We start from the raw sequence: 25581 nt of genomic DNA, 5'->3' as shown, positions 1-25581 counted from the left end.
GTCGTTTCGCGGCGCAGGTCAGCCGACGGCGTCCGCGTGCACCGCGCTTTCCGCCCGATCGTCGCGCCGGATGAGACGCACGCGGCAGGCGATCGCCCCGGCTGCGAGGGAGCCCAGCCCTCCGGCGGCCATGTCCCCGATCGTGTCGACGTAGGCGACGAAGATGTCGTCGGTGATGAAGGTGTAGCCGGCCCATTCGATCATCTCCCACACCGCGCTGATGGCCAGGCCTGTCAGCGGAACCAGCAGGAGCGGGATGCGGGCGGGCGCTCTCGCGTCCAGGGCGTCGCGGATGATGTCGAGGCGCCCGGCGAGGAGATAGAGCATGAGGGCGATGACGCCCGTGCACTCGAAGTGCACGAAGAGATCCCAGCCCGGCATCGTGCGGTAGAGGTCCAGCACGTTGCTCCACGCCGCCACCAGCACCGAGAGACCGAAGATGATGTCGAAGGCGGCACGCACGCCGAGGAAGCGGGGGAGGACGAGGGCGGGGAGCGCGAAGGCGAGGATGCCCGCGTCGACGGCGGACCACCCGACGCCGGCGACCAGGACGCTGATCACCCCCACCACCCGGATCGCGTCGGCGATCCAGTCGCCGACGGTGGACGGTCGACGCAGGAAACGTTCGATCACGCGCGGTCCTCCCGCATCCGGACGACCGCCTGGACGGGGAGATGATCCGACGGCCAACCGCCGCGTACCGGTCGCGCGTCGATTCCGACCCGCAGGACATCGCACCCGCGGACATGGATGGCGTCGATGCGCGGGCCTCCCGAGCGGGGACGACGGCGGCGTGCGTACGTCGCCCATTCGCGGGTCAGGTACTCACCGGCGACGGCCCAGGCGTCGGCGAGTCCGGATGCGACCAGGATGCGCCGAGCCGGGGATGTGGGACCGGCGTTGAAGTCGCCCGTGACCACGGCCGGCCCCTCTCCCGCACGAGCGGCGATGATCTCCGCGGCGCGTCGGCGAGCCAGCGGCGAAAGCACATCGAGGTGCGTGTTCAGGGCGGTGAACCGCACGCCGGTGGCGCGGTCGAGGAGTTCGGCGCGAGTGAGAACGCGGGGGAACAGTGATCCCCACGCCCGCGTGCCCGCCGTTTCCGGCCGGGTCGACAGGGACGTCTGCTCCCAGTCGAGCAGCTCCAGCCGGCTCGCGTCGAAGAAGATCGGGCAACCCTCGCCGCCGCCGTCGGCATCGCGACCGCGCCCGACCGACCGGTAGGTGCCGCCGAGCGCGTCGCGCAGCACGCCCACCTGGTGAGGGAGCACTTCTTGCGCGCCGAGGATGGTCGGGCCTTCCCGTCGGAGCAGCGCCGCGACGCGGTCGCGCCGGTCCTTCCATCCCGGCGAGGCCTTCCGGGCACGAAGGACGTTGAAGGTCATGATCGAGATCTCGGGCGGGCTGGCCGGGCCCACCAGCGCCTCACCGATGCGCATGGGCGCCCCCTCCGTGCCGGTTCCGATCGACGGCGCGGCGCATCGCGAGATGCACCCACCGCACCGGCGGGAAGTCGCCCGGCCAGTGCACCACGACGCTGAGCACACCGCGCGCGGTGCGGCGCGCGAACGCACCCGCATGGCCGAACGGCCGCATCGACACGCCCATCGCCGCGTGGGGGAGGTACCGGATGCGGTGACGGAGGCCGATGTGGAAAGCGAGGTCGAAATCGTCGTGCACCTCTGTCGACAGGTGTATCGCCCGGCGGGCGCCGCGCCAAGCGTCACGGCGGAACCCCATGTTGGATCCGTAGAGCGGGAGGTGCCCGAGTGCCGGGACCGCGACGGCGGCATACGCGCCCAGATACAGGGCTGCCAGCGGTACGCGCAACACGCGCGGCCCGTCGAGGAACCGGGCACCTCCGGTGAACGCGGCGACATCCGGACGGCGCTCGAACGCCGAGGTCATGACCTGCACCCAGGTGACCGCCGGCATGCAGTCCGCGTCCAGGCGCAGCACGATGTCACCGCGTGCGGCGTCGTACCCGCGGGCGCTGGCGGCGGGAATTCCTGGGCGCTCGCAGCGCAGCACGCGCGCTCCGGCCTCGGCAGCCACGGCGGCGGAAGAGTCGGACGAGCCGTTGTCGACGACGATCACTTCGTCGGGTACGCGGGTCTGCACCGCCAGAGCGCGAAGGCACCGGCGAAGCTCGGCATCGTCGTTCTTGACGGGGATGACGACGGATACTCGGGTCACGTCGCCTCCTCGGTCAGGATGCAGACCGAACCGGGGTCGCCGGTCGCACCCTCACGCTAGGTGCTGCCTCGGTCGGGGTCCGCACGGTTGACACCCCCGGCCCCAGCCGGTACCCCGTCTCAGGGCGTCATGACGCGCTTCTCACGCCCTCGCGGGCTGCTCGCGGTGGCAAGGCGGCTACGCACTCACTTCGCAGCGGCGTGAGGATCGTTTCGGCAAGGTCCTCCAGCTGCTCGACCTGCCGGTCCTCGAGAAGCGCGAACACTCGAGCGCGCACTTCGGCGGCGTATCCGGGCTCTACCTCGGCCACCAGGCGCGCCCCCGGTTGCGTCAACCTCGCCCGGGTCTTGCGCGCGTCCGCGGGGTCCGTGCTCCGGGTGAGGAGGGTGCGTTTCTCCAGCCGGCCGACGATCCGCGACAGGTGCGACGGTGTCACGCTGGCCGTGGCAGCCAGGTGGCTCATGTGGATTTCCCGGTCCTCGCTGGCGGACAAGGAGCGCAGCACCCCGTACTCGGCGTGGCTCAGATGGGCTGACCGCTCCAGGTAGGCATCCAGTTCCGCCGGAAGCCACATCATGACGCCTACCAGCAGCGACCACGTCCGGTCCTGCTGTGGAGAGAGGTGATCTGCGGCGGTCATGATCACAGAGTACCTTTGCTTGCCGCGGAAAGGAATTCTGGGGGTAGCATTAGTTTCCGCGGCAAGTAATGCTGCGTCGTGCTCACCAGAAAGCAGAACCCTTATGCGCGCTGCCCGCTTCCACTCGTACGGAGCCCCCGACGTCCTCGTCATCGAGGACGCGCCGGAACCCCACGCCGGCGAGGGTTTGGTTCGGATCAAGGTGCATGCGACGAGCGTGAATCCTGTCGACGTGGTGCTGCGCGCCGGTCACCTCGCGCAGGCCTTGCCCGTGCCCCTGCCTGCCATCCCCGGCCGGGATGCGGTCGGCGTCGTCGACGAAGTCGGTGCGGGTGTGACAGACACGCAGGTCGGTGACGTCGTGTTCGGCCTGGGCGGGGTCAGCGACACCACGGCCGAGTACGCGGTTCTGACCGCATGGAGCAGCGTCCCTGAGACATGGTCGACGGCGCAGGCCGCCGCCGCAGGACTCGCGTCCACCACTGCCGCGGCCGTCATCGACGCGCTGGGTGACCTGAACGGCAAGACGTTGCTCATCGAGGGCGCGTCCGGTGCCGTCGGCACCGCCGCCGCAGCGTTCGCCCTCGCTGCCGGCGCCACCGTCATCGGCACGGGCCGCGAGAGCAACCATCCGCACCTCGAGTCGCTCGGTGTTCTTCCGACGACGTATGGCCCGGGCCTGGCTGAGCGGGTGGCCGCCCTCGCGCCCGACGGTGTGGACGCAGCCCTGCACTCGGCCCCGTCCGACACGCTGCCGGATCTGGTGAGCATCGTCGGGGTGGCCTCCCAGGTCGTCACCGTCATCGATCACGAGGGGGCTGCGCAACTCGGCGCCACGTCCGTCAGCTCGCGCAACGACTCGGCACTCCTGCGGTACGCCGCCGCGCTCGGGCGGGACGGGCTTTACACGCCCCGCGTCGACTACGAGGTCTCCTTGGCCGACATCGTCGAGGCGCACACCCTGGCCGAGAACGGCGGCGGCAAGGTCGTCATCATCCAGCCCTGACCAACGCCGGAGCTCAGCCTCCGGAGGGCCTCATCGATCTCCGTACGCTGCGCGGGGTGCCGATGTCCAGGGGGTTGTCGCCGGGCGCGCGGTGACGAGGCTGGAGAGGACGGAAGGAACCCTCATGAGCGACACCAGCCACGGCCGCGACGCGGACGACGCACACTCCGACGACGCGCCGCCCACGGATGCGGTCTCTGACGAGGTGCGCGAAGACGCTGCCGCCGCAGAGAACCATGCCGGAGGCACCGACGGCGAGGCCACGCCAAGCGCAGAGGGCGACGAGAACGACTGACCCGGCCGTCCTGCGCGCGAACGCAGGGGGTTGTACGCATATTCGACTTCTGGCCGCATCCGTCACCCGCGCCCGGCGCTATCGTGCTCGGTATGGCACAGAAGACGTGGTTCATCACCGGCACCTCTCGCGGCTTCGGGCGGGAGTGGGCGACGGCAGCGCTCGAGCGTGGCGATCGCGTAGCCGCGACAGCGCGCGACGTCGCGTCGCTGGATGACCTGGTCGAGCGATTCGGGGACGCCCTGCTGCCGATCGCGCTGGACGTGACCGATCGCGCGGCCGATTTCGCCGCCGTGCAGACGGCGTACGAGCACTTCGGCCGCCTCGATGTCGTCATCAACAACGCCGGGTACGGTCACTTCGGAATGGCCGAGGAGCTCAGCGAGAAAGACCTCCGCGACCAGATGGAGACGAACCTGTTCGGTGCCGTCTGGGTGTCGCAGGCGGCGGTGCCGCTCATGCGCGAGCAGGGATCGGGCCACATCATCCAGGTGTCATCGATCGGCGGCATCTCGGCGTTCGCCAACCTGAGCGCGTACCACGCGTCGAAGTGGGCGCTCGAGGGGTTCTCGCAGGCCCTCGCGCTGGAAGTGGCCGAGTTCGGTATCAAGGTCACGATCGTCGAGCCGGGCGGGTTCGCGACCGACTGGGCGGGCCCGAGTTCGCGCCACTCCGACCCGCTTCCCGCCTACGACGCGGCCCGCGAGCGTCGCGCGCAGCAGCGCGCCGCCCAGGCCCCCGGCGATCCGACCGCATCGGCGCAGGCCATCCTGAGGATCGTGGATGCGGAGGAGCCGCCGCTGCGCGTGTTCTTCGGAGCCGCCCCCCTGTCCGTCGCGCGTCGCGACTACGAGTCCCGGCTCCAGACGTGGCAGGAGTGGGACGACGTCGCCCGTCTCGCTCAGGGGTGAGGGCCTGATTCGCATACGCTGACACAACGTCGGCCGCGCTGAACTGGGAGCATGCGTCACCTCTCCCGCGGTCTTCTGGCCTCACTCGCGCTGCTTCTCGTGGCAGCGCTCACCCTCGCGCCGCAGATGTTCGTCGGCCCGGCGCGGGCGGCGTTCCTCGAGTGGGCGGATGCGGTCACGATGCCGCTGTTCGCAGGAGCCGGCTACGCCGAGACCGAGCGGCTGATGAACATGGCCATGTTCGTGCCGCTCGGGGCCGCCGCCGCGCTCGTTCTGCCCCGCCGGCTGTGGCCGCTCGCCGTTCTTGCCGGCCTGGGTGTGTCCGCGGCGGTCGAGTACGTGCAGGCCTTGATCCCCGGGCGCATCCCCGATGCGGCCGATGTCCTGTGGAACACAGCGGGCGGCGCGTTCGGTGCGGTCGCGGTGACCGCGGTCCGGACGCTGGTGGTCGTTGTCGCCCGGGCTCACCGGGGCAGCGTCACCCGCACCTGAAGACCGCCGTCGGGGCGCGCCCTCACCGTGAGCCCCCCGGAGTGGGCCCGAACGATCGCGGCGACGATCGCGAGCCCGAGACCGGCGCCGTCGTGTCCGCCGGCCCCGCGGGAGCGGCCGGCGCCGCGGACGAACGGTTCCGTCAGTGTCGCGGCCACGTCGGTGGCGTGCACCTCTCCGCTGTTGGCGACCACGAGCTCGCACCGCCTGAGGTGCACGTCGATCCAGCCTCCGTCGACGTTGTGGACGATCGCGTTATGCAGCAGGTTCCACACCAACTGCCTGAGCAGCGCGGCGTTTCCCGTCACCGTGCAGGAGGTGATGTCCGGCTGCAGATGGATGCCCCGTCCCGCCACATCGGCGTGTACGTCCTCGACGGCGGCGCGGACGACATCGGCCAGGTCGATCGCTTCGGTGCGGAGCGCCCCGCCGTGGCCGGCTCGGGCTAGGTCGAGGAGAGCTTCGGTGGTTGCGACGGCGCGCTCGTTCGTTCGGGCGATGCGCTGCAGGAGCACGTCGACATCACGTCCGGAGGGATCGGCTTGGGCGACCTCGACCATCGTGCGGATGATCGCGTGGGGCGTGCGCAGTTCGTGCGAGGCGTTCGCCGCGAAGCGACGTTCCTCGTCGATCGTGCCCTGCACCCGATCCAGCAGCGCGTCCAGCGTGTCGGCGAGGTCGGTGAGTTCGTCGCCGCGGCCGGGGAGGTGGAGGCGCAGGTCCAGGCGCCCGTCCCGCGCCTGCCGCGCAGCGTCGGCGATGCGATCGAGCGGACGCAGGATGAGCCCGGCCAGCACCCAGCCGCCGACGAGACCGAACACCACGAGCCCGGCGACCGCCCACCAGGCGTAACGGACGAAGACGTCGATGAGGTCGCGGCGCCGCGGTGCGTAGTCGTTACCGTTGGCAAGCAGGAGGTTGCCCTCGGGAATGTACCGCAGGAGGAGGAACCCGACCGCGAAGAGCGCCATGCCCGCGACCACGAGGAAGCCGGCGTAGGTCAGCGCGAGCTTGATGCGAACGGGGACCCCGCGCGGCCGTGGCCGAGTCACGGGGTCATCCGGTAGCCGACGCCGGGGACCGTCTCGATCACCCAGGGTTCGCCGAGGCGCTTGCGCAGGGTCGAGATCGTGATGCGGACGGCGTTGGTGAAGGGGTCGGCGTTCTCATCCCACGCGCGCTCGAGCAGGTCTTCGGCGCTGACCACCCCGCCACCGGCTGTCATGAGTACGTCGAGGACGGCGAACTGCTTGCGCGTCAGCCCGACATAGCGCTCGTCACGGAAGACCTCCCGACGGAACCGGTCCAGCCGTACCCCGCCGACCTCGACGACCGGGGGAGTGCCCGCCGCCGGGCGGCGGCCCAGAGCGCGGATGCGCAGCACCAGCTCGCGCAGCGCGAACGGCTTGGTGAGGTAGTCGTCGGCACCGCTTTCGAAGCCGGAGGCCTTGTCGTCGAGGCGGTCGGCCGCAGTGAGCATGAGCACGCGGGGGCTCGAGGGTTCGTCCACCAGACCGCGGGCGATCTCGTCGCCGTTCGGCCCCGGAATGTCGCGGTCGAGCACGACCACGTCGTACGTGTTGACGGCGAGCTGCTCGAGCGCGGTGTCGCCGTCACCCGCGATGTCGGCGGCGATCGCCTCCAGGCGCAGTCCGTCGCGGATCGCTTCGGCGAGGTACAACTCGTCTTCGACAATCAGCACGCGCACGCCCCCATGCTAAGTGGGTCGACATATCGCGGGTGTATGACGACCGGCATACGCCGCGGCAACGCTCGCCCCCGTGGGATGGCTGCCATGCCGATCGCCAGCACCCCCGTCCCCCGCATCCGTCCGGCGACCTTCATTGCGGCAGGCGCGTGCCTCGCCGCCATCGTGGCGGCGCTGCTGATCCTCGCGACCGGATTGACCGCGTCGTTCGCGACGACACCCTTCACACCGGACATCCGCGACGGCCTCATCCCCGAGGGCGCGGCGATCTCGCTCAGCGACGAGCATCCCGCCATCGCGAACCTCGAGCCGGAGCTCCTGCACGCGATGAGGGAGGCGGCAGCGGACGCAGCCCTGGCGGGGGTGCCCTTCGAAGTCACGAGCGGATGGCGCAGCGCCGCCTACCAGGACTGGCTGCTCGACACCGCCGTCGAGACCTACGGCAGCGAAGAGGTGGCACGACAGTTCGTCGCCGCCCCCGAGGAGTCCGCGCATGTCACGGGGGAGGCGATCGATATCGTCCCGGTCGACGCGCAGTCCTGGCTCAGCCAGCACGGCGCGCAGTACGGACTGTGCCAGGTGTACGCCAACGAGATGTGGCACTACGAGCGGATCATCGAGCCCGGCGAAGCGTGCCCGAAGATGGCCCCGGATGCGTCGGCAGTGCGATCGGCATCGGAGTCGGGAGTCCGGGCGGCCGCCGAATCCTCCCGCTGACCGCGGATCGGTCTCTCCTCCCCAGGCGGCGACCGCCCGTGCTCATCCACCGCCGTGCTCGTCCGGGGCGCGGGGACTCCGCGACGGAGGGACGGTGGAGGGATGACGCACACGACACCTCCCGCCCACCGACCACTGCCGACCGACTCCGACCTGCAGCGATGGCTCGACGGCCTGTTGAAAGAGGCCATCCGTCGCCAGCTGTGGCTCATCTTCCTCGATGACGATCACCGCGTGGTGGGTCCGCTGATGCCCGGGGCCGAGCTGCCGGGAGACCCGTACGAGCCGTCCGAGACGGCCGACCTCGGCACCCTTCCCGCCTCGCTCGTGCTCGCCCATCGCCTGACGATGATCGCCGAGATCGTGGAGGCGAGCCAGGCGGTGCTGGTGTGGGAGCGCACGGGTGACGCGACGCCCACCGCCGATGACCGGGAGTGGGCGAGGGCGCTGGCGGGCGGATGCCGCGAGGTCGGCATGCACCTGCGTGCCCAGTTCCTTCTGCACGACGGCGGCGTCGACCCCCTCGCCCTCGACGACGTGCCCTGAGCGCCGGCGCGGCGCACGGGTTCTCGGCCCTACCACCCGCCGCGCGTGGGCGTGTGGCCCTCGCGCGCACCGTCGGGCATCTCCATCTCCGCTCGGACCCCGAGGAGTCGGAGCGGCCGGTCGGGCTCGATCTTCGCCACCAGCCGGAGGATCTCCTCGAGCACCACCCCCCGGTCGAAGGTCGTCGCCACCTTGCGCGTGAACGTCTTCGTGGTGAAGGGCGCGTACCGCACCTTCAGCCCCACCCCGACGACCGGCCGGCCCTCGGCGGCGACATCGTCGAGCACCTGCGCGGCGAGGTCACGGGCTGCCTGTTCTATCGCGTCGGGGTCGGCGACGTTCTGCTGGAACGTCGTCTCGCGCCCGTGTCCGCGAGCCACCCAGGGCGTGTCATCCACGACGGCGGCCCCGTCGCCGCGGCCCAGCTGGCGGTACCACGGGCCCATGCGTGGCCCGAACTCGGCGACGAGCGGTGCCTCGTCGGCGGCCGCGAGCTGGGTCACCGTGCGGATGCCGAGGGTTTCCAGACGCCGTGAGACCTTCGTGCCGACCCCCCACAGGTCGATCGTGGGCCGGTCTCCCATCACCTCCAGCCAGTTGTCGGCGGTGAGACGGAAGACGCCCCGGGGTTTGCCGAAACCGGTTGCCACCTTGGCGCGCACCAGCGTGTCGCCGATGCCGACGCTGCAGTGCAGCTGCGTCCGCTCGAGCACGGCCGCCTGGATGGCGCGGGCGTATGCTTCCGGATCATCCGTCGCAATCCCGACGAAGGCCTCGTCCCAGCCGAGCACCTGCACGACGGCCCGGGGCTGTGCGCGCAGCGTGGCCATGACCTCCTCGGAGGCCGCCGTGTAGGCGGGCGCGTCGACCGGGAGGATCACGGCGTCGGGCACCTTCCGGGCGGCCAGGCGCAACGGCATCCCCGATCCGACACCGAACGCGCGTGCTTCATACGAGGCGGTGGACACCACCGCCCGCTCCGCCGGGTCGCCACGGCCGCCGACGATCACCGGCTTGCCGGCCAGTTCCGGCCGGCGGAGCACCTCGACGGCCGCGATGAACTGGTCGAGGTCCACGTGCAGCACCCACGCCCGCTCGGCACTGTCGCTCATGCGATCCAGTGTGGCCCGGGACGCGGCGATGCACACCCGTCCCGGCCGGTGCGTCCGGATCCGTCCGTCGCGTGCTCCGTGCCGCCGCGCGCCCATCCTCTCGCCCGCCCCACGCAGGAGCGGGCGAGGGAGGGTCAGACGGTAGCGCTCGCCTCGGCGCGGCGGGGCAGCACCCAACCGGCACGCGGGAAGTGGCACGTGTACCCGTTGGGGTACTTGATCAGGTAGTCCTGGTGCTCGGGCTCGGCCTCCCAGAACGGACCGGCCGGCTCCATCGTGGTCACGGCCTCGCCCGGCCACAGCCCCGAGGCATCCACGTCGGCGATCGTGTCGCGCGCGACGCGCTCCTGCTCCGGACTCTGCGGGAAGATCGCCGAGCGGTAGCTGGTGCCCACGTCGTTGCCCTGTCGGTTCAGCGTCGACGGGTCGTGGATCTGGAAGAAGAACGCGAGGATGTCGCGGTACGTGGTCTGGGCGGGATCGAAGACGATCTCGACGGCCTCCGCGTGACCGGGGTGGTTGCGGTACGTCGCGTGCTCGTTGCTGCCGCCGCTGTAGCCGACGCGGGTCTGCAGGACGCCGGGCTGGCGGCGGATGAGGTCCTCCATGCCCCAGAAGCAGCCGCCGGCGAGGACGGCGGTCTCCGCGCCGGGGATGCGGGTGACGGCTCCGGTGTCGGTGGTCATGATGGGTTCTCCTTCGTGTCGGTGAAAAGCGTGCGGTAGGCGCCGTACCCCTGGGACTCGAGGTCGTCGAGCGGAACGAAGCGCAGTGCGGCGGAGTTCATGCAGTACCGTAGCCCGCCGGCCTCGTGCGGGCCGTCGTCGAACACGTGCCCGAGGTGGCTGCCGGCGGCCGCCGAGCGAACCTCGGTGCGGGTCATCCACAGCGTACGGTCGGTCTCCTCCGTCACGGCGGCCACAGCGATCGGTCGGGTGAAACTCGGCCAGCCCGTGCCGCTGTCGAATTTGTCGGTCGACGAGAACAGCGGCTCGCCGGAGACCACGTCGACGTAGATGCCGGCCTCGTGGTGGTCCCAGTACCGGTTGCGGAACGGCGGCTCCGTGCCGGCCTCCTGCGTCACGTGGTACTGGGTGGGGGTGAGGCGGCTCAGCGCCTCGGGGGTGGTGCGGTACTCGTCGTTCACGATTCCTCCTCGATGACGCCGCTGGCTGCGGCGTCCACGGAGGACAACGACGGGCCCGGCTGTTTTGGTCCCGCGAAGCTGGCAGGGCCCCGTGAGTCAGCCCGCCTCGGCGTCGATCGCGCGTGCCGCGGCGACGAGGATGTGGTCCAGGCTCGGAACGCCGCTCGCACGCGCCAGCTCCACCCCCGCGCCATCGCGCACGATCACCGTCGGTGTCGACACGATGCCGCGTTCCTCGGCGAGGTCGGGCTCGAAGGCGACATCGTGCTCGGAGACGGTAACGCCCGGGACGAGCTGCCGGGCTCGCTCGAGCACCGTTCGCGTCTGCCGGCACGCGCCGCAGAAGGACGTCGAGTACAGCTCGAACCCGATCGTCGGTGTGTGTGCCATGGCCACCTCCCCTTTCGGGCAACATCCGGCCGTCTCCCGATATTTCGCCCGTCGGACGGCCCCGTCCGCGAGCCGGGGGGATCCCGTCGCGGAGGAGCGACCTCGGCGCCCCTGTCCGGCCGTCGGCGTACCCTGGGGAAATGGCCGTCGACTCCGCTCTGCGAAACGCCCGATCGCAGCTGGCCGCGCTCGCCGAGACCGGTGGGGTCGATGAGGAAGGGCGCTCCTTCGTGCCCCCCGCCCCCGACGCCGGAGCGAACGCCCGCGCAGCGGCCGTGCTGATCCTGTTCGGCGTGCTCGACGCCCGGGCGAGCGAGCACGACGCGCAGGCCCGCGCCGTCTCCCGCGACCTCGACGTCCTCCTCCTGGCGCGGGCCGCCACGCTTCGCTCTCACCCCGGTCAGGTCGCCTTTCCGGGAGGACGCGTGGATCCTGACGATGAGAACCCGGTCGCGGCCGCGCTGCGTGAGGCGGAGGAGGAGACGGGGCTGGATCCCGCCGGGGTCGAGGTCCTTGGGACGCTCGCACCCGTGCCGCTCGAGTACTCCCGCCACGTGGTCACCCCTGTCGTGGGGTGGTGGCGGCAACCGTCCCCGGTGCGGGTCGTCGACGACGCGGAATCGGCCGCCGTGTTCCGCGCGCCGGTCGCCGACCTGCTCGACCCGGCCAACCGCGGGGTGACGGTGTTCCGGCGGGACGGCTCGGAGTGGCGCGGTCCTGCGTTCCTCGTGCCGCACTCGGAGGGTGCGCATCTGGTGTGGGGCTTCACCGGGATGCTGCTGGACGCGCTCTTCGACCGCCTCGGCTGGGCGGAGCCGTGGGATCCGGAGCGCGAGCTTCCCCTGCCGCCGCCCGCGCCGACCGACAGCGCGTGACCCGGGGCCACTGGTTGCGCCTCTGCCCGCCCGCCCGGAGACTGGCGGCATGGGCTTCGACGTCTCCGAACTGCTGCGCCTGGAACATGCCGGGTGGACCGCCCTGTCGGACGGGACCGGCGGGGAGTTCTACGGCTCGATCATGACCGACAACGCGGTCATGGTGCTCGCCGACGGCTCGGTGCTCGATCGCGACGCCGTGGTGGCCTCCCTCGATGACGCACCGGCGTGGTCGGCGTACCAGATCACCGACGAGCGTCTCGTGGAGATGGGGGCGGATGCGGCGGCCTTCATCTACCGGGGCCGGGCGTTCCGCGCCTCCGGCGGTCCGCCGTTCGATGCGCTCATGTCGAGCGTCTACGTGCGGACCGAGGGCCGGTGGCGGCTCGCGCTGTACCAGCAGACGCCCGTGCCGGGCGAGGAGAGCGCCGAGCTCTAGGCCGCTGCCGCCTCCGCGGCCCCTCTTCGACGGCCGCCCGCTTTACAGCCCCCGAAGGTGCTTGATGTTGGTCTTGGCGGTCTCGATCACCTGACGGACGCCGCCGGAATGCTCGGCTCCGAGTACGAGCTTGGTCATGGACAGGCCGAATCCGGTCACCTGCTCCGCGGTGATCGTCGCCGGCATGGAGAGAGCATCGGGGTCGGTCACGATGTCCACCAACGAGGGTCCGGCGTGTCCGAGCGAGGTCGCGATCGCCGCATCCAGGTCACCCGGATCGGTCACGCGCTGGGTGAGGAACCCGAGACTCTGAGCGAGCGCAGCGAAATCGACCATCGGGACGTCCACCCCGAAATCGGGGTACCCGTTGACGAGCATTTCGAGTTTGACCATGCCGAGCGTGGAGTTGTTGAACACGAAGACGTTGATGGGCAGCCGGTACGCGGCGGCGGTGATGAGTTCGCCGAGGAGCATGGACAGTCCGCCGTCGCCGGCGATGGCGATCACCTGTCGGTCGGGGTAGGCGATCTGCGCGCCGATGGCCTGGGGGAGCGCGTTGGCCATCGAGCCGTGCCGGAACGACGCCAGCAGCCGACGGTCCGCGGTGGGCGTGACGTAGCGCGCCTGCCAGACGTTACCCATCCCGGTGTCGGCGGTGAAGACGGCGTCGGATGCGGCGGCCCGGTCGATCGCGGTCATGGCGCGCTCGGGGTGGATGGGCACCGCATCCGAGTCGGTGTAGGACGCGACCGCGTCCCTCATCGCCGTGCGGTGGCGCTTCAGCGTCTCCTCGAGGAACGTGCGGTCGCTGCGGGCGGGCAGCCGCGCCTGCAGGGCCTCGAGGGTGAGGCCGACATCCCCGTGGATGGGGTGCGTCACGGCTGCGCGTCGCCCGAGGCGGGTGGCGTCCTCGTCGATCTGCGCAATCGTCACGTCGCCGGCGTCGGGGAAGAACTGGCCGTAGGGGAAGTCGGTGCCCAGCAGCAGCAGCAGGTCCGCCTGCTGCATGGCGCGGTCGATGCCGCCATATCCGAGGAGCCCCGACATCCCCACGTCGAACGGGTTGTCGTACTGGATCCACTGCTTGCTCCGCAGGGTGTGACCCATCGGCGCCTGGAGGTGGCCCGCGAAGGCGAGCACCTGGTCGCGTGCGTCGCGGACGCCCTCCCCGGCGAACAGCGCGATCTTCTTCGCTTTCCCGATCGCGGCCGCCAGCGTCTCGACGTCGGCGGCGGCGGGGGCGACCCGGCCGGGGCGCGCCGGGACGAAGGGCGGGAAGGTCCCGGCGGCTTTGTCGGCGGCGAGGTCGCCCGGGAGAACCACCACGGCCACACCCGATCCTCCGGTGGCGTGGCGGATGGCGGAGTTGACCACGCGCGGTGACTGCTCCGCCGTCGACACGAGTTCGCAATAGTTCGAGCACTCGGTGAACAGGCGCTCGGGATGCGTCTCCTGGAAGTAGTCCGACCCGATCTCCACCGTGGGGATGTGGCTGGCGATCGCCAGGACCGGCGCGCCCGAGCGGTGCGCGTCGTAGAGACCGTTGATGAGGTGGAGGTTTCCCGGCCCGCAGCTGCCTGCGCAGACGGCGAGCTCCCCGGTGAGCTGGGCCTCGGCGGCCGCGGCGAACGCGGCGGCCTCCTCGTGGCGCACGTGGATCCAGTCGATCCCGCCGTGGGCCGAACCCCCCGTCCGCCGCACCGCGTCGACCACCGGGTTGAGGGAGTCTCCGACGATCCCGTAGATGCGCTTCACTCCGGCATCGATGAGCTGCTGGACGAGCTGCTCGGCGACGTTCGCTGCCACGGTGATCCTTTCTCGGCGCACGGGGGCGCCTTCGACGTGTCCGTCGAGTCTTCGCGAGCGGCGGTGGTCCGTCCAGGGGGTTGTGGCGGCCGGAGGCAGGGGGCTCTCCCGTGCGATCCGCCGCATGGATCTTCGGGCCTGTCAACGCCTCGCTTCGAGCGGGTGCGCGGCGGTTGCATGGGGGTGTCCGTTCTCGAGAGGAAATCCCATGACCGCTGATCCTTCGGAGCTTGCCAAGCTCAACGAACTGCTGAAGAAATTCCGTTTCGCGATGGTGACCACCCGCACGGCAGACGGCAAGCTCGTCGCCCACCCTCTGACGGTGCAGGAGACCGAGTTCGACGGCGACCTCTGGTTCGTGATCAGCCGTGATGCCTCGGCAGTGGAGCACATCGGCCTCGACGCCACCGTAGGCGTCTCCTTCAGCTCGAACGACGCGTGGCTGTCGCTGTCGGGAACGGCCCACGTCGTCGAGGACGACGCAAAGCTGCGAGAGCAATGGAACGCGGGGCTGGAAGCGTGGTTCCCGGACGGCCCGGAAGACCCCGACGTCGTGCTGCTGAAGATCGACACCCACAGCGGCGAGTACTGGGACAGCCCGGGCGGCCGGGTGGCGAGCGTCGTCGCGTTCATCACGCACAAGGTGACCGGCGAGCGCATGGAGGGGGAGAACGAGAAGTTCAACCTCTGACAGGATCGATCGCCGTTCGCAGCGGGCCGCGCCGTCCGAGTCCGAATCGAAGGAGATCCCGTGCCCCGCACCATCGTGATCACCGGAGCCAGCGACGGCATCGGCGCGGCGGCGGCCGCTCAACTGCAGGACGCGGGCGAGCGGGTCGTGGTGGTCGGGCGCGATCCCGTCAGGACGAGCTCCGTCGCCCGCCGGATCGGCGCCCCGTGGCACGTGGCCGACTACAGCGAGCTGTCGCAGGTACGCGACCTCGCCGCGACGCTTCTCGGGACCTATCCGCGCATCGACGTCCTGGCCAACAACGCCGGCGGGATCTTCGGCGAGACCCGGAGCGTGACCTCGGACGGGTTCGAGGTGACCTTTCAGGTGAACCACCTCGGGGCGTTCCTCCTCACGAACCTGCTCCTGGACCGGTTGGCGGAGAGTTCGGCGGCGGTGATCCAGACCTCCAGCGTCGCCGCGCGTACGCTCGCGCGCTTCGACATCGACGACCTGCAGGGTGAGCAGCGCTACACCGCCAGCACGGCGTACGGCAATGCCAAGCTCGCCAACGTCCTGTTCACCAAGGAGCTGCAGCGCCGATACGGGGATGCCGGAGTGAACGCGGTGGCATTTCACCCCGGCGGGGTCGCCAGCGGGTTCGCCGCCGCCTCCACCGGCGCGTGGGGGCTGATGTACAACAATCCCGTGATGAGGCGGTTCCTGGTCTCCTCGGAGGTCGGCGGGTCGCGCCTGACGTGGCTCGCGCTGGGCAAGCCGGGTCTGGACTGGGAGCCCGGACGGTATTACGCCCGCAACCGTGTCGCCCGCACCAACCCGGCCGCCGATGACCCGGTGCTGGCGAAGAAGCTGTGGGAGCGCAGCGCGGAACTCGTCGGGCTCTGACGCGCACCTCGACCCTGGCAGGCGTCCTGCGTGCGCTAGCGTGAGGGCGGCCGAATCCGATCCGACCGGAGGGCGGATGTGACGTACCTGCCGTTGCCCCGACCGCGCAGCGAGGGCGAGAGCCTTCGCATCCAGCACGAGCTCCTGCGCTTCGTGCGGGAGGCCGCCGCCGGCCGCACGCCGCTTCCGGGCGAACTGGAACTGGCGGCCCGGCTGGGATGTTCGCGCCAGCAGCTGCGCAACGCGATGGCCGGCCTCGAGGCGCTCGGGATCCTCCGCCGCCGACAGGGGTCGGTGACCACGGTCGACCCGATCGCGCTGCGCCTCAGCGTGCGGCTGGAGGAGCAGTTCGAGCACACCGAGCTGCTCGACCGTCTGGGCTTCGATGCGTCGGTGGAGACGCTCGCCTCGCACCGCGCAGAGCTGGGCGCCGACATCGGCGCCCTGATGGAGCTGCCGGCCACCATGTCGGCGCTCCGCGTGCGAAAGCGGTGGCGTGCCGACGGCGCGGTGGCGATGATCGCCGACGACACCGTCCCCCTGGACGGCGATGATCCGTGCGACCCCGACGAGTCGGTTTTCACCGTCGCCGCCCTCATCTGGGGCGAACCGGTCATCTGGGAGGTGTCCACCCCCGGCGTCGCGGCGCTGGACCCGGAGCTCTCGGAGCTCTTCGAGCGACCCGCCGGCACGCCGGTCATGACGTTCGAGATCGTCGGGATCGGCGCGAGCGGTCGCCGGCTCATGCACAGCATCGAGTACCACGCGCCGGACATCGTGTCGTACTCGCTCGTGCGCACGGTGCGCCCGCCCTGGGGCGGCTCGGTGCGTTCCTAGTTCCAGAAACCGATGTGCGCCTGGGCGGCCTCGTCCTCCAGAAGTGGCCCGATCACGGTGACATCCCGCTGCCCGCGTGCGAATACCTCGCGGCAGGGGAGGGAGAACGTCGGATTCTCCGGGTGGTCGCCGGTGAGCTCGAGGAGCCGACGCTCGGACAGCGCATACACGACGCGATCGATGCCGCACCAGTAGGCCGCCCCCGCGCACATCGCGCACGGTTCCGCGCTCGTGAACAGCGTCGTCCCGGCCATGCCGTCGGCCCCGAGTACACGGAAGGCCGCGGCGACCGCCTGAAGTTCCGCGTGCTGAGTGGGGTCACCGTCCGGAGGGAGAGAGTTGTTGCCGAAGGCTGCGACGATCCGCCCGTCGGCGCTGACCACCAGCGACCCGAACGGGTGCGTTCCCGCCTCCCGTGCGCGCTGGGCCACCCGCAGGCTCTCGCGCAGGTTCCCGAGGTCGGCATCCGACAGTTTCTGGGTCATCCAGGTCTCCTTGTGAACAAGTACTACGTCCGAATTTCCACGGTAGCGATCGGTCCCGCACAATCGTCAGGCGGGATTACGCCCGTGTTACGGCCTTCGAAAGATACAGCGTCCACTTGTCAACAAGTTGGGGCTGGCAATTAGCGTTCGACTATCCCGAGCACCCGACCGAGAGAGCGCCATGTCCCACCCCGCACCGCCGCGCATCGACGAGAGCGTGATCCGAGCCCTGCCCAAGGCCGAGGTCCACGTGCACCTGGAGGGGACCTTCTCTCTTTTCGACCTGCTGTCGCTCGCGAAGGAGAACGGCGTTGCTCTGCCGGGGCCGGCCGCGACCCTCTTCGACATCTCGACCCACCATGCGTATACGGCGCCCGATGTGACCACCGGCGGCGGTGCCGCGGCGGGGTCGGGTGGGCTCACCGGATTCCTCCGGTTCCTCGACTGGCAGTGCGGTCTCGTCCGCACGCCCGACCAGGCGGCGCGGGTCGCGTACGCGTTCGCGGCCCGGCAGAGTGCGTCGGGCATCCGGTACAGCGACGTCATCGTGAACCCCACCCACTGGAGTGCGTGGCGTGGACGCGAACTCGACCTCCTCGACGCGATGGCCGCAGGTCTGGACGAGGCGCAGCAGGACGGGTTGTGCACGGTGAACATCGCGTACTCGCTTCTGCGTGCGCAGAGCTCCGGTGAGGCGGACGACATCGTCGCCGCCCTCGCGGCGAACCGCCCCCGACGGGTGGTCGCGCTGTCGGTGGACGGCGACGAGAAGGTCACCGGCCGCACCGGCGAGAAGTTCCGCTCGGCATTCGCCGCGGCGGCTGCCGCGGGCCTGCATCGTACGGTCCACGCGGGGGAGTCCAGCGGCCCGGAAGGGGTGTGGGATGCGGTCGACCTCCTGGGTGCCGAGCGCATCGACCACGGCGTGCGGGCGATCGAAGATCCGGCGCTGCTGGAGCACCTCATCGCCAATGGGGTGAGCCTCGGGGTGTGCCCGCGCTCCAACCTGACGCTCGGCATCTACGGCTCGTGGCCGGAGCACCCGTTGCCGCGCCTTCTCGCCGCCGGCGTCGCGGTCACCCTCAACACCGACGACCCCGCTCCGCTGGGCTCCACGCTGGAGAGCGACTGGGCGGTGGCGGCCGAGCAGTTCGGCTTCGGATACGCCGACCTGGTCGGTTTCGCCGCGCGATCCATCGACGCGTCCTTCGCCGATCCCGACACCCAGGCCTCCCTGCACGCCGAGCTCGCCGCCGTCGCGGAGGGTGTCGCCGCATGAGCCGCCGCCCCGGTGGACGCCGTCGCACCCTGATCGCCCTGGCCGTAGGCGGCCTGGGGGCGCTCGGGATCGCCGCGGTGGCCGCCGGGGCCGCTGGGGCGAGCGACGGGAACGTCCCGCTGGCGCCCATCGTGGCCGCGTGGCCCGACGCGTACACGGTGGACGGCTCCAAGTCCGAGCCGCTCTACACCGAGCGCATCAGCATCCGGCGCGCCGGCGACGCCTTCTCCGTCCGTATCGAGGCGGTGGCGCAGGGGGACGCGGCGCTCGGGACGCAGCGAAGCCGAGTGCGCGTCACCCCCGACGGATCCGTGACCTGGCTCACCGGGTGTCCCAAGACGTCGTCGCTGTGCGACCACGACACGCAGCTGCGCGGGTTCCTCGCCACCGCCGCCCTGGTCGCTCTGGCGCGCGAGGGCCGGCTGCCCGAGACCGCCACGCCTCGCGACTTCGCCGGCGGCGCGGTGCTCTGCGTCGACGACGAGGCGCTGCATCCGGATGCTCCGCCCGCCGCCGTGCGCCTGGACCCGTGCTTCGACCGCCGAACCGGCGCCGTGCTGGCGCACTGGTCCGCGGACAGTGCCGCGTTCGTCGGGGCAACGCTCGCCCCCGGCTTCACCGTGTCCGTCCCCTGACTCGCACCCGACTTCCGAACCCCGAAAGGACCCCGCCCATGCGCACCCGCCCCTTCCTCGTCGCCCTCGCGGCCACGACCGTCTTCGCTCTCGCCGGCTGCGCCGGCACCGCAACCACTAGCGGGGGCACCGGCGGTGACGACGACGTGATCCGCGTCGGCGCGCTGACCCCGGGTCACGCCAACGACGGCGCCTTCAACCAGGCCCTCGCCGACGCACTCGCCCAGCTGGAGGAGGAGGGGCTGATCGAGTACGAGCTGCGCGAACAGATGGCCGACCCGGCCACGAGCGAACCGGTCATCGCGGACTTCGCGAGCCAGGGATTCGACCTCATCATCGGCCACGGGATCGAGCTCGGCGACGCGATCTTCGCCGTCGCGGAGGACTTCCCCGACATCGCCTTCACCGCCTCGGGCGGGCCCGACATCCTCGAACGCCACACCGACAACGTCGAGACCTGGACCTACGACTCGTCGCAGGTCGGCTACCTCTCCGGCTACATCGCGGGCGCGACCGGGGTCAGCCCGATCGGCCGCGTGGAGAGCCTCGAACTCGACTTCGTCGTCGCCACCGATGAGTTCTTCCAGCAGGGCGTGGCCGCCGCCAACCCCGAGGCGACGCTGCTTCCCGTGGTGTACGCGGGGAGCTTCGACGACGCCGAGGCCGCCGCATCCGCGACGACGGGCCTCATCGGTCAAGGTGCCGAGCTCATCTACACGACGGGTGACGGGATCGCCGCCGGTGTCGGGGCCGCCGCATCCGGCGCCCGTGTGCTCTCGGTCGGCGTCTCCCCGGCGGCCGGCGAAGAGGCGCTCGCGACGAACGTGTCGACGGTCGACCTGGACATGTACCCCATCCTCAAGGCGTGGGTCGAGGCGGTCGGCGACGGCGGCTTCGGCGGTCAGGGCGTCGTCTCGACGCTTGCCAACGGCGGCATCGTCTACCAGGAGATCAATGACGTCGACGGTACGGTCGCCGCGGACGTCGCCACCAAGGTCGAGGAGCTCGTCACCGGGATCGCCGACGGAAGCGTGACCATTCCCCGATGACCGTCCCGTTCGTCGAGACCGACCGGGCGGCATTGGTCGCCCGGTCGGTCTCCAAGACCTTCGGCGCTGTCCGGGCTCTCGACAGCGTCGATATCGTCGTCCGCCCGGGCGCCGTCCACGCCCTCGTCGGCGAGAACGGAGCGGGCAAGTCGACGCTCGCCAAGATCCTGGCCGGAATCGAGATGCCCAGCGCCGGGAGCATGAGTCTGGGCGGCGATCCGTTCGCCCCGCGTGATCGCGCCGACGGGAAGGCGCGCGGGGTCAACATGGTGCCGCAGCAACTCAGCCTCGTCGGTGAGTTGAGTCTCGTCGACAACTTCCTTCTCGCCGGACCTCGCCGGATCGCACGGCGCCGCCCGGCACGCGCCCTCCTGGCAGACACGCTGAGCCGCGCGGGCGTCGCCGTCGACCTGGACGCTCCGACCGCTCGCCTCAGCCAGGCCCATCGCCAGCTCGGCGAGATCGTCGTGGCCCTGGCCGAGGGGGCGACGACGCTCATCCTCGACGAGCCGACGGCCAGTCTCGGACCCCTCGAGGTCGGCGGGCTCTTCGAGCACCTGCGGCGACTGTGCGATCTGGGTCTGGCGGTGGTGCTGATCACGCACCGGCTGGAGGAGGTCCGTGCCGTCGCCGACGAGGTGACCGTGCTCTCGCACGGCCGCCGCGTGCACTCGGGGCCGGCGCGCGGACTCGCCGCAACCGAGATCGCCCGCCTCATGGTGGGAGCCCTCCCAGAGCCGGCTCCCCGCGCGGCCCGGCGACCGGGGAAGCCGGTGATCGTCGCACGCGGCATCGCCGCAGCTTCCGAGGCGGATGCGTCGCTGTCCGACGTGTCGCTCACCGTGCGCGCGGGCGAGATCGTGGGGGTGGCCGGTGTGGCCGGCAGCGGACAGAACACGCTCCTCGAGGTGCTCGCGGGGCTCCGGGCGCCGACCGCCGGAACAGTGGAGTTCGACGGTGACCGGGGGCTCGACGCGCACGCGCTCCTGCAGAGGGGCGTCGCGTGGATCCCGGAGGAGCGCGCGGAGGCCCTGGTGCCCGCGATGCCGCTGGGCGCCACGCTCGGGCTTTACGAGTCCGCCCGCGGGACGCGCGGGCCGCGCCCCGCGGAGGCCGATGCGCAGGCGCGGTTGCGCGGGTTCGATGTGCGCCCCGCGGCCCCGGCCCTCGCCGCGGGCGGCCTGTCCGGTGGCAACCAGCAGAAACTCCTCGTCGCCCGGGAGCTGGGTCGCGTGTGGCCGGGTACGGGGACGGGTGCCCCGCGCGCGGTGCTCGCCTACGGCCCGACGCAGGGTCTCGATCTCCGTGCGGCGCAGGCCATCCGGGACCGGCTCATCGCCGCCGCCGAGGGGGGAGCGGCGGTGGTGGTCGCCTCTCACGACCTCGAGGAGATCCGCACCCTCGCCGACCGCATCCTCGTGCTTTACGCCGGACGCGTCGCCGCTGACATTCCCGCAGCCCAGGCCTCGACCGCGCGTGTGGGCGAGGCGATGGCGGGGCTCGACATCCACGCCGAGGAGCACTCATGACAGAACTGACCGACCTTCTGCCCACCGCCGCTGAGCTCGGTCGGCTCCGCGCGGTCGCCGCAGGCGACGCCGAACCCGACCTCATCGTCCGCGGTGGGCAGGTCCAGTCGCCAGGCACCGAGGAGTGGCTCGACGTGGATGTCGTCATCGCCGGCCGTCACATCGCAGCACTGACCCCGTGGGGGCATGTCGCCACGGCAAGGAGCGAGATCGATGCGACCGGATGCCACGTGGTTCCCGGGTTCATCGACACGCACCTTCACATCGAGTACACCAACCTCACTCCCGGGGAGCTCGCGCGGCTGTCGGTGCCCCGCGGGACGACGACCGTGCTGACCGACCCCAACGGATCGGCGAACGTGTGGGGCGCGCGCGGGATGGATTTCACCCTGCGCACCGGCACTCCGCTGCACGTGTTCCAGCAGGTGTCGCCGGCCACGCCGGGCTCGTTCGCCCTCGAGCGCGGCGGCGCGGTCATCCCGGAGGAGACCGTCCGGGCACGGCTGCACGATGATGTCACCGTCACCCTGGGCGAGAGCAATCCGTTCGACTACGGGGACGTCTCCACGGGGCGATTCCGCGAGGCGCTCGCGAGCGGGCGACGCATCACGGGTCACACCGCCGCCCAGACGCGCGAGTCGCTGTGGGGATACCTCGCCGCCGGTGTCGGCGACGACCACAACGCCGCGACGGTGGATGAGGTGCTGGAACGGGTGCGCCTCGGGGCCCGGATCACGGTCATGGGCTCATCGCTGACAGACAACACCGTGCCGCTGTTCGCCGATGTCGACGCGATCGCCCCGGCGCTGCGGTCGATGAGTTTCTGCGCGGACGACAAGCACGCCCTCGACCTGCACCGGGAGGGGCACATCGATCACCACGTGCGCCAGGCCATCCGGTTCGGCGTCGACCCGCAACTGGCCTATCGCATCGCCACCACTCAGCCGGCGCTCTACTACCGGCTCGACCAGGCGATCGGCGTCATCGCGCCCTCGCGCCTGGCCGACCTCCAGATCATCCCCGACCTCGCCGAGGTCCGCCCGAGCGTCGTCCTCGTCGCCGGCGAGGTGGTGGCGCGCGACGGCGTGGCGCTGTTCGAGAACACCGACACCATTCCGGAATGGACGCTCGGCACCGTCCACCTGCCCTCCGAGCTTCCCGCAGACCTGTTCGCCGTCCGTGCTCCCGGCAGCGCCGAACGCGTGTCGGTGCGAGCGATGGAGATGTACCGGGGGTACTTCAAGCGCGCGTTCACCGCCGACCTCGACGTCGTGGACGGCGAGGTGATGTCCGATCCGTCGCGGGATGTCCTGAAGATCGCCGTGGTGGACCGGCACCACGGGGAGGCGCTCACCGGCATCGGGTTCGTGCGCGGATTCGGGCTGCGCCGCGGCGCTGTGGCCATCACGATGAACTGCCCGAACATGAACGTCTCCGTCGTCGGCGCGAGCGACGCCGACATGCGCTTCGCGGTGGAGGAGCTCGGCCGGATGGGCGGCGGGTTCGTCACGGTCGCCGACGGCGAGGTGCGTGCGCGGGTGCCGCTGCCGGTGGGCGGAATGATGAGTGCGGCCCCCTGGGAGGAGACCGCCGCCGCGCTCGCCGCCGGCCACGCCGCGACCCACGAGCTCGGCTGCACCATCGCGTCGCCGTACATCATCCTGTCCTTCGTCGGCTTGTACGTCGTGCCCGACCTCGGGGTGACCGAACTCGGTCTCATCGATGCCGCCACTCAGCAGTTCGTGGACGTGCTCCTTCCCGGCCCCGTGGATCCCTGCGGGCACGCGCACGACGAGGCTCGGACATGACGCGGATGCGCTCCCTCACGCTCACCGCCGCCGTCGTCGCGGGGGTGCTGGCGGTGGCCACCGCCCTCATCCTCTTCGCCGGCGCCGATCCGCTCGTGGGGCTGCGGGGACTGGTGGAGGGCGTCTCGAGTTCGCCCTACCGGGTGGGCGAACTCCTCGTCGGTGCGGTGCCCGTGGCGATCGTCGCGCTCACCCTCGTTCCCGCCCTGCGCGCCGGGGTCTTCTCCGTGGGTGCGGAGGGCCAGGTCACGATCGGCGCGGTCACCGCGACCGCCGCGATCCTGGGCCTGCGGTCGCTGCTCGGCGACTCGGCGCCCGCACCGCTGTTCTGGCTCGTGGGAATCGTGGCCGGCGCGGTCGGGGGCGCGGCCTTCGCGCTTCTCCCGGCGTGGCTGGCCGAGCGCTGGCACGTCAACGTCATCCTCTCCACGCTCCTGCTCAACTACGTCGCGACCGGTTTCCTGGGCTGGACGCTTCGCACGTGGCTGGCCAGTCCCGACGACACCGCGACACCGCAGAGCGAACGCCTGCCCGACGCGGCCTCACTTCCCGACCTCCTCCCCGGCACCCGTGCTCACGTCGGCATCCTCCTCGTCCTGGTCGCCGTCGGAGTCTTCGAATGGTGGCGCCGCACCCGGCACGCCACCCGCATCGGGGTCTTCGCCGAGCGGCCCGCCCTCGCCCGACGCCTGGGCGCGACGCGCGCCCGCACGCTGTACGCGACGATGCTCGTCTCCGGGGCGGGTGCCGGCGTCGTCGGCTGGATGCAGGTCGCGGGCGTGAACGACCGGCTCCTGGCGTCCGTCTCCGGCGGCGTCGGGTTCTCCGGGCTCGCGGTCGCGCTTCTCGGCGGGCTCCTGCCGATCGGCATCGCTGCGGCCGCGGTCTTCTTCTCCGCCCTGACAGTCGGGGCCATGGGCATGCAGTCGGCCACCGGCACCATCCCGTCCTCGATCGCCGAGGTCATCAAGGGGGTCCTCCTGCTGGGTGTCGCCGTCATCGCCGCCTCCCGCCCGGGCCTCGTCGCTCCCGCGCATCCCGCGCCCACCCCCGCGCCGGACGACGGTGCGTTCGCTTCCGACGAGATCGCCTCGGCGAGCGCCGCCTCGGGTGAACCGGTCATCGAGGACGCCGCGGCGGTCGGTGCGGCGGACGTGCCGGTCATCGAGGAAGGGGCGAAGGGATGACCCTCGAGCTGTGGGCGTCGATCCTCGCCGGCACGCTGGCGCTGGCCGCGCCGCTCGTGATCGCCGGTATCGGCGAAGGCTTCGTCGAACGCGCCGGCCGGCTCAACCTCGGCATCGAGGGGATGATGATCCTCGGCGCGTTCTCGGGGGTCTTCGCCGCGAGCATCCTCGGCCCGTGGGCGGGTGTCCTCGCCGCCGGAGTCACGGGGCTCCTCCTCGCCGTGCTGATGAACTCGCTCGTCTACGCCCTCAAAGCGAACGAGATCGTCGTGGGCCTGGCGATCACGATGCTCGGGCTCGGATTGTCGACCTACCTCTACCAGGTGTGGGTGCCGGCGGGGCAGACGAACGTGAGCGTGAGCACGCTCGGACGCATCGACCTCGGGCCACTCGCAGACATCCCGCTCATCGGACCGGCGCTGTTCGGGCAGAGCCCGTTCGTCTACGGCGCCGCCCTCCTGCTGGTCGCCGCGTGGGCGGTGATGCGCTTCACGAGGTTCGGTCTGCAGGTGCGCTCCGTCGGCGCCGACCCCGCCTCGGCGGCGCTGCGGGGCGTACGCCCGCACACGGTCGGTGCTCGCTCGCTCCTCATCGGCGGAGCACTGGCGGGGGTCGCGGGTGGGGCGATCGCGCTCGCTTCCATCGGCGCCTTCACGCCGCACATGACCGCCGGCCGCGGATACATCGTGCTCGCAATCGTGATCATGGGCCGGATGACGCCGGTCGGGATCACCCTCGGCGCCGTGCTGTTCGGGTTCCTGCAGAGCTTCTCGCTGCTGTCGCAGTCCACCAGCATCCAGCTGCCGAGTGAGATCTATGCGACCCTGCCCTACGTCGTGACCCTCGTCGTGCTCATCCTCACCTCCCGTGCGCAGCTGCGCCGCCGCGCGGCGGCGCTCCGCCCGGCCTGACCGGC

30 protein-coding genes are annotated in these 25581 nt (G+C 71.1%); 18 read left to right on the top strand and 12 right to left on the bottom strand.

All coding sequences use genetic code 11. The annotated features are described in order from the left end of the window. Positions 1-18: 18 nt before the first annotated feature. From AC2DGY_RS09770 to AC2DGY_RS09755, 4 genes are all read right to left on the bottom strand, one after another. Positions 19-633, bottom strand: coding sequence for a DUF2238 domain-containing protein (locus AC2DGY_RS09770; RefSeq protein WP_484509499.1), 615 nt, complete (start codon positions 631-633; stop codon positions 19-21). Then, positions 630-1439 carry an endonuclease/exonuclease/phosphatase family protein gene (locus AC2DGY_RS09765; RefSeq protein WP_484509498.1) on the bottom strand — a complete coding sequence of 270 codons (810 nt, stop codon included), beginning with the start codon at positions 1437-1439 and terminating at the stop codon, positions 630-632. Before AC2DGY_RS09765 ends, AC2DGY_RS09770 begins: the two co-directional genes overlap by 4 nt. After that, positions 1426-2196 (bottom strand): glycosyltransferase family A protein, encoded by a 771-nt coding sequence (locus AC2DGY_RS09760; RefSeq protein ID WP_484509497.1) that lies wholly within the window; start codon positions 2194-2196, stop codon positions 1426-1428. Before AC2DGY_RS09760 ends, AC2DGY_RS09765 begins: the two co-directional genes overlap by 14 nt. A 127-nt stretch (positions 2197-2323) precedes the next feature. Next, on the bottom strand, positions 2324-2836 hold the full coding sequence (locus tag AC2DGY_RS09755; RefSeq protein WP_484509496.1) for a MarR family winged helix-turn-helix transcriptional regulator: 513 nt from the start codon (positions 2834-2836) through the stop codon (positions 2324-2326). A 103-nt stretch (positions 2837-2939) separates the two neighbouring features. On the opposite strand from AC2DGY_RS09755, the gene AC2DGY_RS09750 reads away from it, so the two are divergent. The 4 genes from AC2DGY_RS09750 to AC2DGY_RS09735 all read left to right on the top strand — a co-directional run bounded on the left by AC2DGY_RS09750 (position 2940) and on the right by AC2DGY_RS09735 (position 5540). Beyond that, entirely contained in the window at positions 2940-3842 is a 903-nt protein-coding gene (locus AC2DGY_RS09750) for an NADP-dependent oxidoreductase (RefSeq protein ID WP_484509495.1), read from the top strand. Positions 3843-3966: 124 nt separating this feature from the next. Continuing rightward, positions 3967-4137 (top strand): hypothetical protein, encoded by a 171-nt coding sequence (locus AC2DGY_RS09745; RefSeq protein WP_484509494.1) that lies wholly within the window; start codon positions 3967-3969, stop codon positions 4135-4137. Between the two features lie 92 nt (positions 4138-4229). After that, positions 4230-5048 carry an SDR family oxidoreductase gene (locus AC2DGY_RS09740; protein ID WP_484509493.1) on the top strand — a complete coding sequence of 273 codons (819 nt, stop codon included), beginning with the start codon at positions 4230-4232 and terminating at the stop codon, positions 5046-5048. A 51-nt stretch (positions 5049-5099) separates the two neighbouring features. Then, positions 5100-5540 carry a VanZ family protein gene (locus AC2DGY_RS09735; RefSeq protein WP_484509492.1) on the top strand — a complete coding sequence of 147 codons (441 nt, stop codon included), beginning with the start codon at positions 5100-5102 and terminating at the stop codon, positions 5538-5540. On the opposite strand, the gene AC2DGY_RS09730 is transcribed toward AC2DGY_RS09735, so the two are convergent. Next, positions 5513-6592 (bottom strand): sensor histidine kinase, encoded by a 1080-nt coding sequence (locus tag AC2DGY_RS09730; protein ID WP_484509491.1) that lies wholly within the window; start codon positions 6590-6592, stop codon positions 5513-5515. The genes AC2DGY_RS09735 and AC2DGY_RS09730 overlap by 28 nt on opposite strands. After that, positions 6589-7248, bottom strand: coding sequence for a response regulator transcription factor (locus AC2DGY_RS09725; protein ID WP_484509490.1), 660 nt, complete (start codon positions 7246-7248; stop codon positions 6589-6591). The genes AC2DGY_RS09730 and AC2DGY_RS09725 overlap by 4 nt, the downstream gene beginning before the upstream one ends. 87 nt (positions 7249-7335) lie before the next feature. On the opposite strand from AC2DGY_RS09725, the gene AC2DGY_RS09720 reads away from it, so the two are divergent. Both AC2DGY_RS09720 and AC2DGY_RS09715 read left to right on the top strand, forming a co-directional pair. Further along, complete coding sequence (locus AC2DGY_RS09720; protein ID WP_484509489.1) at positions 7336-7965, top strand: M15 family metallopeptidase; 630 nt, start codon at positions 7336-7338, stop codon at positions 7963-7965. Positions 7966-8067: 102 nt separating this feature from the next. Then, the gene (locus tag AC2DGY_RS09715) at positions 8068-8511 is read left to right on the top strand and encodes a hypothetical protein (protein WP_484509488.1); all 444 of its coding nucleotides are present in this window, start codon (positions 8068-8070) and stop codon (positions 8509-8511) included. Between the two features lie 29 nt (positions 8512-8540). Here the strand turns inward: AC2DGY_RS09715 and AC2DGY_RS09710 are convergent, their stop codons facing one another. From AC2DGY_RS09710 to AC2DGY_RS09695, 4 genes are all read right to left on the bottom strand, one after another. After that, positions 8541-9623, bottom strand: a complete 1083-nt coding sequence (locus AC2DGY_RS09710) for a DNA polymerase IV (protein ID WP_484509487.1) — start codon at positions 9621-9623, stop codon at positions 8541-8543. Between the two features lie 134 nt (positions 9624-9757). Beyond that, entirely contained in the window at positions 9758-10309 is a 552-nt protein-coding gene (gene msrA, locus AC2DGY_RS09705; protein ID WP_484509486.1) for a peptide-methionine (S)-S-oxide reductase MsrA, read from the bottom strand. After that, a complete protein-coding gene (msrB, locus tag AC2DGY_RS09700) occupies positions 10306-10770 on the bottom strand; it encodes a peptide-methionine (R)-S-oxide reductase MsrB (RefSeq protein ID WP_484509485.1) in 465 nt (154 codons plus the stop codon). Before msrB ends, msrA begins: the two co-directional genes overlap by 4 nt. Before the next feature lie 96 nt (positions 10771-10866). Beyond that, positions 10867-11160 (bottom strand): thioredoxin domain-containing protein, encoded by a 294-nt coding sequence (locus AC2DGY_RS09695; RefSeq protein WP_484509484.1) that lies wholly within the window; start codon positions 11158-11160, stop codon positions 10867-10869. A 140-nt stretch (positions 11161-11300) separates the two neighbouring features. On the opposite strand from AC2DGY_RS09695, the gene AC2DGY_RS09690 reads away from it, so the two are divergent. Both AC2DGY_RS09690 and AC2DGY_RS09685 read left to right on the top strand, forming a co-directional pair. After that, a complete protein-coding gene (locus AC2DGY_RS09690; protein ID WP_484509483.1) occupies positions 11301-12035 on the top strand; it encodes an NUDIX hydrolase in 735 nt (244 codons plus the stop codon). A 49-nt stretch (positions 12036-12084) separates the two neighbouring features. Further along, on the top strand, positions 12085-12474 hold the full coding sequence (locus AC2DGY_RS09685) for a nuclear transport factor 2 family protein (protein WP_484509482.1): 390 nt from the start codon (positions 12085-12087) through the stop codon (positions 12472-12474). 42 nt (positions 12475-12516) lie between these two features. Here AC2DGY_RS09685 and AC2DGY_RS09680 read toward each other — a convergent pair whose 3' ends face one another. Next, the gene (locus tag AC2DGY_RS09680; protein WP_484509481.1) at positions 12517-14280 is read right to left on the bottom strand and encodes a thiamine pyrophosphate-dependent enzyme; all 1764 of its coding nucleotides are present in this window, start codon (positions 14278-14280) and stop codon (positions 12517-12519) included. Positions 14281-14488: 208 nt separating this feature from the next. On the opposite strand from AC2DGY_RS09680, the gene AC2DGY_RS09675 reads away from it, so the two are divergent. From AC2DGY_RS09675 to AC2DGY_RS09665, 3 genes are all read left to right on the top strand, one after another. Further along, on the top strand, positions 14489-14971 hold the full coding sequence (locus AC2DGY_RS09675; RefSeq protein ID WP_484509480.1) for a pyridoxamine 5'-phosphate oxidase family protein: 483 nt from the start codon (positions 14489-14491) through the stop codon (positions 14969-14971). Positions 14972-15031: 60 nt separating this feature from the next. Further along, positions 15032-15856, top strand: a complete 825-nt coding sequence (locus AC2DGY_RS09670; protein ID WP_484509479.1) for an SDR family NAD(P)-dependent oxidoreductase — start codon at positions 15032-15034, stop codon at positions 15854-15856. A gap of 78 nt (positions 15857-15934) precedes the next feature. After that, positions 15935-16693, top strand: a complete 759-nt coding sequence (locus tag AC2DGY_RS09665) for a GntR family transcriptional regulator (RefSeq protein WP_484509478.1) — start codon at positions 15935-15937, stop codon at positions 16691-16693. On the opposite strand, the gene AC2DGY_RS09660 is transcribed toward AC2DGY_RS09665, so the two are convergent. Beyond that, entirely contained in the window at positions 16690-17178 is a 489-nt protein-coding gene (locus AC2DGY_RS09660; RefSeq protein WP_484509477.1) for a nucleoside deaminase, read from the bottom strand. The two genes, AC2DGY_RS09665 and AC2DGY_RS09660, sit on opposite strands and share 4 nt — an antisense overlap. A 181-nt stretch (positions 17179-17359) precedes the next feature. Here AC2DGY_RS09660 and add point away from each other — a divergent pair, with 181 nt between their 5' ends. The 7 genes from add to AC2DGY_RS09625 are packed head-to-tail and all read left to right on the top strand — an operon-like array spanning position 17360 to position 25576. Continuing rightward, positions 17360-18457, top strand: a complete 1098-nt coding sequence (gene add / locus AC2DGY_RS09655; RefSeq protein ID WP_484509476.1) for an adenosine deaminase — start codon at positions 17360-17362, stop codon at positions 18455-18457. Continuing rightward, entirely contained in the window at positions 18454-19092 is a 639-nt protein-coding gene (locus AC2DGY_RS09650) for a hypothetical protein (RefSeq protein WP_484509475.1), read from the top strand. Before add ends, AC2DGY_RS09650 begins: the two co-directional genes overlap by 4 nt. A 38-nt stretch (positions 19093-19130) precedes the next feature. Next, positions 19131-20141: a BMP family ABC transporter substrate-binding protein gene (locus AC2DGY_RS09645; RefSeq protein WP_484509474.1), complete on the top strand. Its 1011-nt coding sequence runs from the start codon at positions 19131-19133 to the stop codon at positions 20139-20141. Next, positions 20138-21670 (top strand): ATP-binding cassette domain-containing protein, encoded by a 1533-nt coding sequence (locus AC2DGY_RS09640; RefSeq protein WP_484509473.1) that lies wholly within the window; start codon positions 20138-20140, stop codon positions 21668-21670. The genes AC2DGY_RS09645 and AC2DGY_RS09640 overlap by 4 nt, the downstream gene beginning before the upstream one ends. After that, positions 21667-23478 carry an adenine deaminase C-terminal domain-containing protein gene (locus tag AC2DGY_RS09635; protein ID WP_484509472.1) on the top strand — a complete coding sequence of 604 codons (1812 nt, stop codon included), beginning with the start codon at positions 21667-21669 and terminating at the stop codon, positions 23476-23478. Before AC2DGY_RS09640 ends, AC2DGY_RS09635 begins: the two co-directional genes overlap by 4 nt. Continuing rightward, entirely contained in the window at positions 23475-24665 is a 1191-nt protein-coding gene (locus tag AC2DGY_RS09630) for an ABC transporter permease (RefSeq protein ID WP_484509471.1), read from the top strand. Before AC2DGY_RS09635 ends, AC2DGY_RS09630 begins: the two co-directional genes overlap by 4 nt. Then, positions 24662-25576, top strand: coding sequence for an ABC transporter permease (locus tag AC2DGY_RS09625; RefSeq protein ID WP_484509470.1), 915 nt, complete (start codon positions 24662-24664; stop codon positions 25574-25576). Before AC2DGY_RS09630 ends, AC2DGY_RS09625 begins: the two co-directional genes overlap by 4 nt. The last annotated feature ends 5 nt before the right edge of the window (positions 25577-25581 follow it).

The organism is Microbacterium sp. Z6_144 (genome assembly GCF_057197625.1).
The sequence above is the reverse complement of the archived record's forward strand: the minus strand, read 5'-3'. Positions and strand labels throughout refer to the sequence as shown.

Coding starts and splice junctions, on each gene's coding strand:
- AC2DGY_RS09755 (WP_484509496.1), bottom strand. CDS start 2,836: ATGACCGCCGCAGATCACCTCTCTCCACAGCAGGACCGGACGTGGTCG.
- AC2DGY_RS09745 (WP_484509494.1), top strand. CDS start 3,967: ATGAGCGACACCAGCCACGGCCGCGACGCGGACGACGCACACTCCGAC.
- add (WP_484509476.1), top strand. CDS start 17,360: ATGTCCCACCCCGCACCGCCGCGCATCGACGAGAGCGTGATCCGAGCC.
- AC2DGY_RS09715 (WP_484509488.1), top strand. CDS start 8,068: ATGACGCACACGACACCTCCCGCCCACCGACCACTGCCGACCGACTCC.
- AC2DGY_RS09740 (WP_484509493.1), top strand. CDS start 4,230: ATGGCACAGAAGACGTGGTTCATCACCGGCACCTCTCGCGGCTTCGGG.
- AC2DGY_RS09765 (WP_484509498.1), bottom strand. CDS start 1,439: ATGCGCATCGGTGAGGCGCTGGTGGGCCCGGCCAGCCCGCCCGAGATC.
- AC2DGY_RS09710 (WP_484509487.1), bottom strand. CDS start 9,623: ATGAGCGACAGTGCCGAGCGGGCGTGGGTGCTGCACGTGGACCTCGAC.
- AC2DGY_RS09625 (WP_484509470.1), top strand. CDS start 24,662: ATGACCCTCGAGCTGTGGGCGTCGATCCTCGCCGGCACGCTGGCGCTG.
- AC2DGY_RS09720 (WP_484509489.1), top strand. CDS start 7,336: ATGCCGATCGCCAGCACCCCCGTCCCCCGCATCCGTCCGGCGACCTTC.
- AC2DGY_RS09750 (WP_484509495.1), top strand. CDS start 2,940: ATGCGCGCTGCCCGCTTCCACTCGTACGGAGCCCCCGACGTCCTCGTC.
- AC2DGY_RS09640 (WP_484509473.1), top strand. CDS start 20,138: ATGACCGTCCCGTTCGTCGAGACCGACCGGGCGGCATTGGTCGCCCGG.
- AC2DGY_RS09645 (WP_484509474.1), top strand. CDS start 19,131: ATGCGCACCCGCCCCTTCCTCGTCGCCCTCGCGGCCACGACCGTCTTC.
- AC2DGY_RS09660 (WP_484509477.1), bottom strand. CDS start 17,178: ATGACCCAGAAACTGTCGGATGCCGACCTCGGGAACCTGCGCGAGAGC.
- AC2DGY_RS09735 (WP_484509492.1), top strand. CDS start 5,100: ATGCGTCACCTCTCCCGCGGTCTTCTGGCCTCACTCGCGCTGCTTCTC.
- AC2DGY_RS09630 (WP_484509471.1), top strand. CDS start 23,475: ATGACGCGGATGCGCTCCCTCACGCTCACCGCCGCCGTCGTCGCGGGG.
- AC2DGY_RS09695 (WP_484509484.1), bottom strand. CDS start 11,160: ATGGCACACACACCGACGATCGGGTTCGAGCTGTACTCGACGTCCTTC.
- AC2DGY_RS09675 (WP_484509480.1), top strand. CDS start 14,489: ATGACCGCTGATCCTTCGGAGCTTGCCAAGCTCAACGAACTGCTGAAG.
- msrA (WP_484509486.1), bottom strand. CDS start 10,309: ATGACCACCGACACCGGAGCCGTCACCCGCATCCCCGGCGCGGAGACC.
- AC2DGY_RS09650 (WP_484509475.1), top strand. CDS start 18,454: ATGAGCCGCCGCCCCGGTGGACGCCGTCGCACCCTGATCGCCCTGGCC.
- AC2DGY_RS09690 (WP_484509483.1), top strand. CDS start 11,301: ATGGCCGTCGACTCCGCTCTGCGAAACGCCCGATCGCAGCTGGCCGCG.
- AC2DGY_RS09635 (WP_484509472.1), top strand. CDS start 21,667: ATGACAGAACTGACCGACCTTCTGCCCACCGCCGCTGAGCTCGGTCGG.
- AC2DGY_RS09685 (WP_484509482.1), top strand. CDS start 12,085: ATGGGCTTCGACGTCTCCGAACTGCTGCGCCTGGAACATGCCGGGTGG.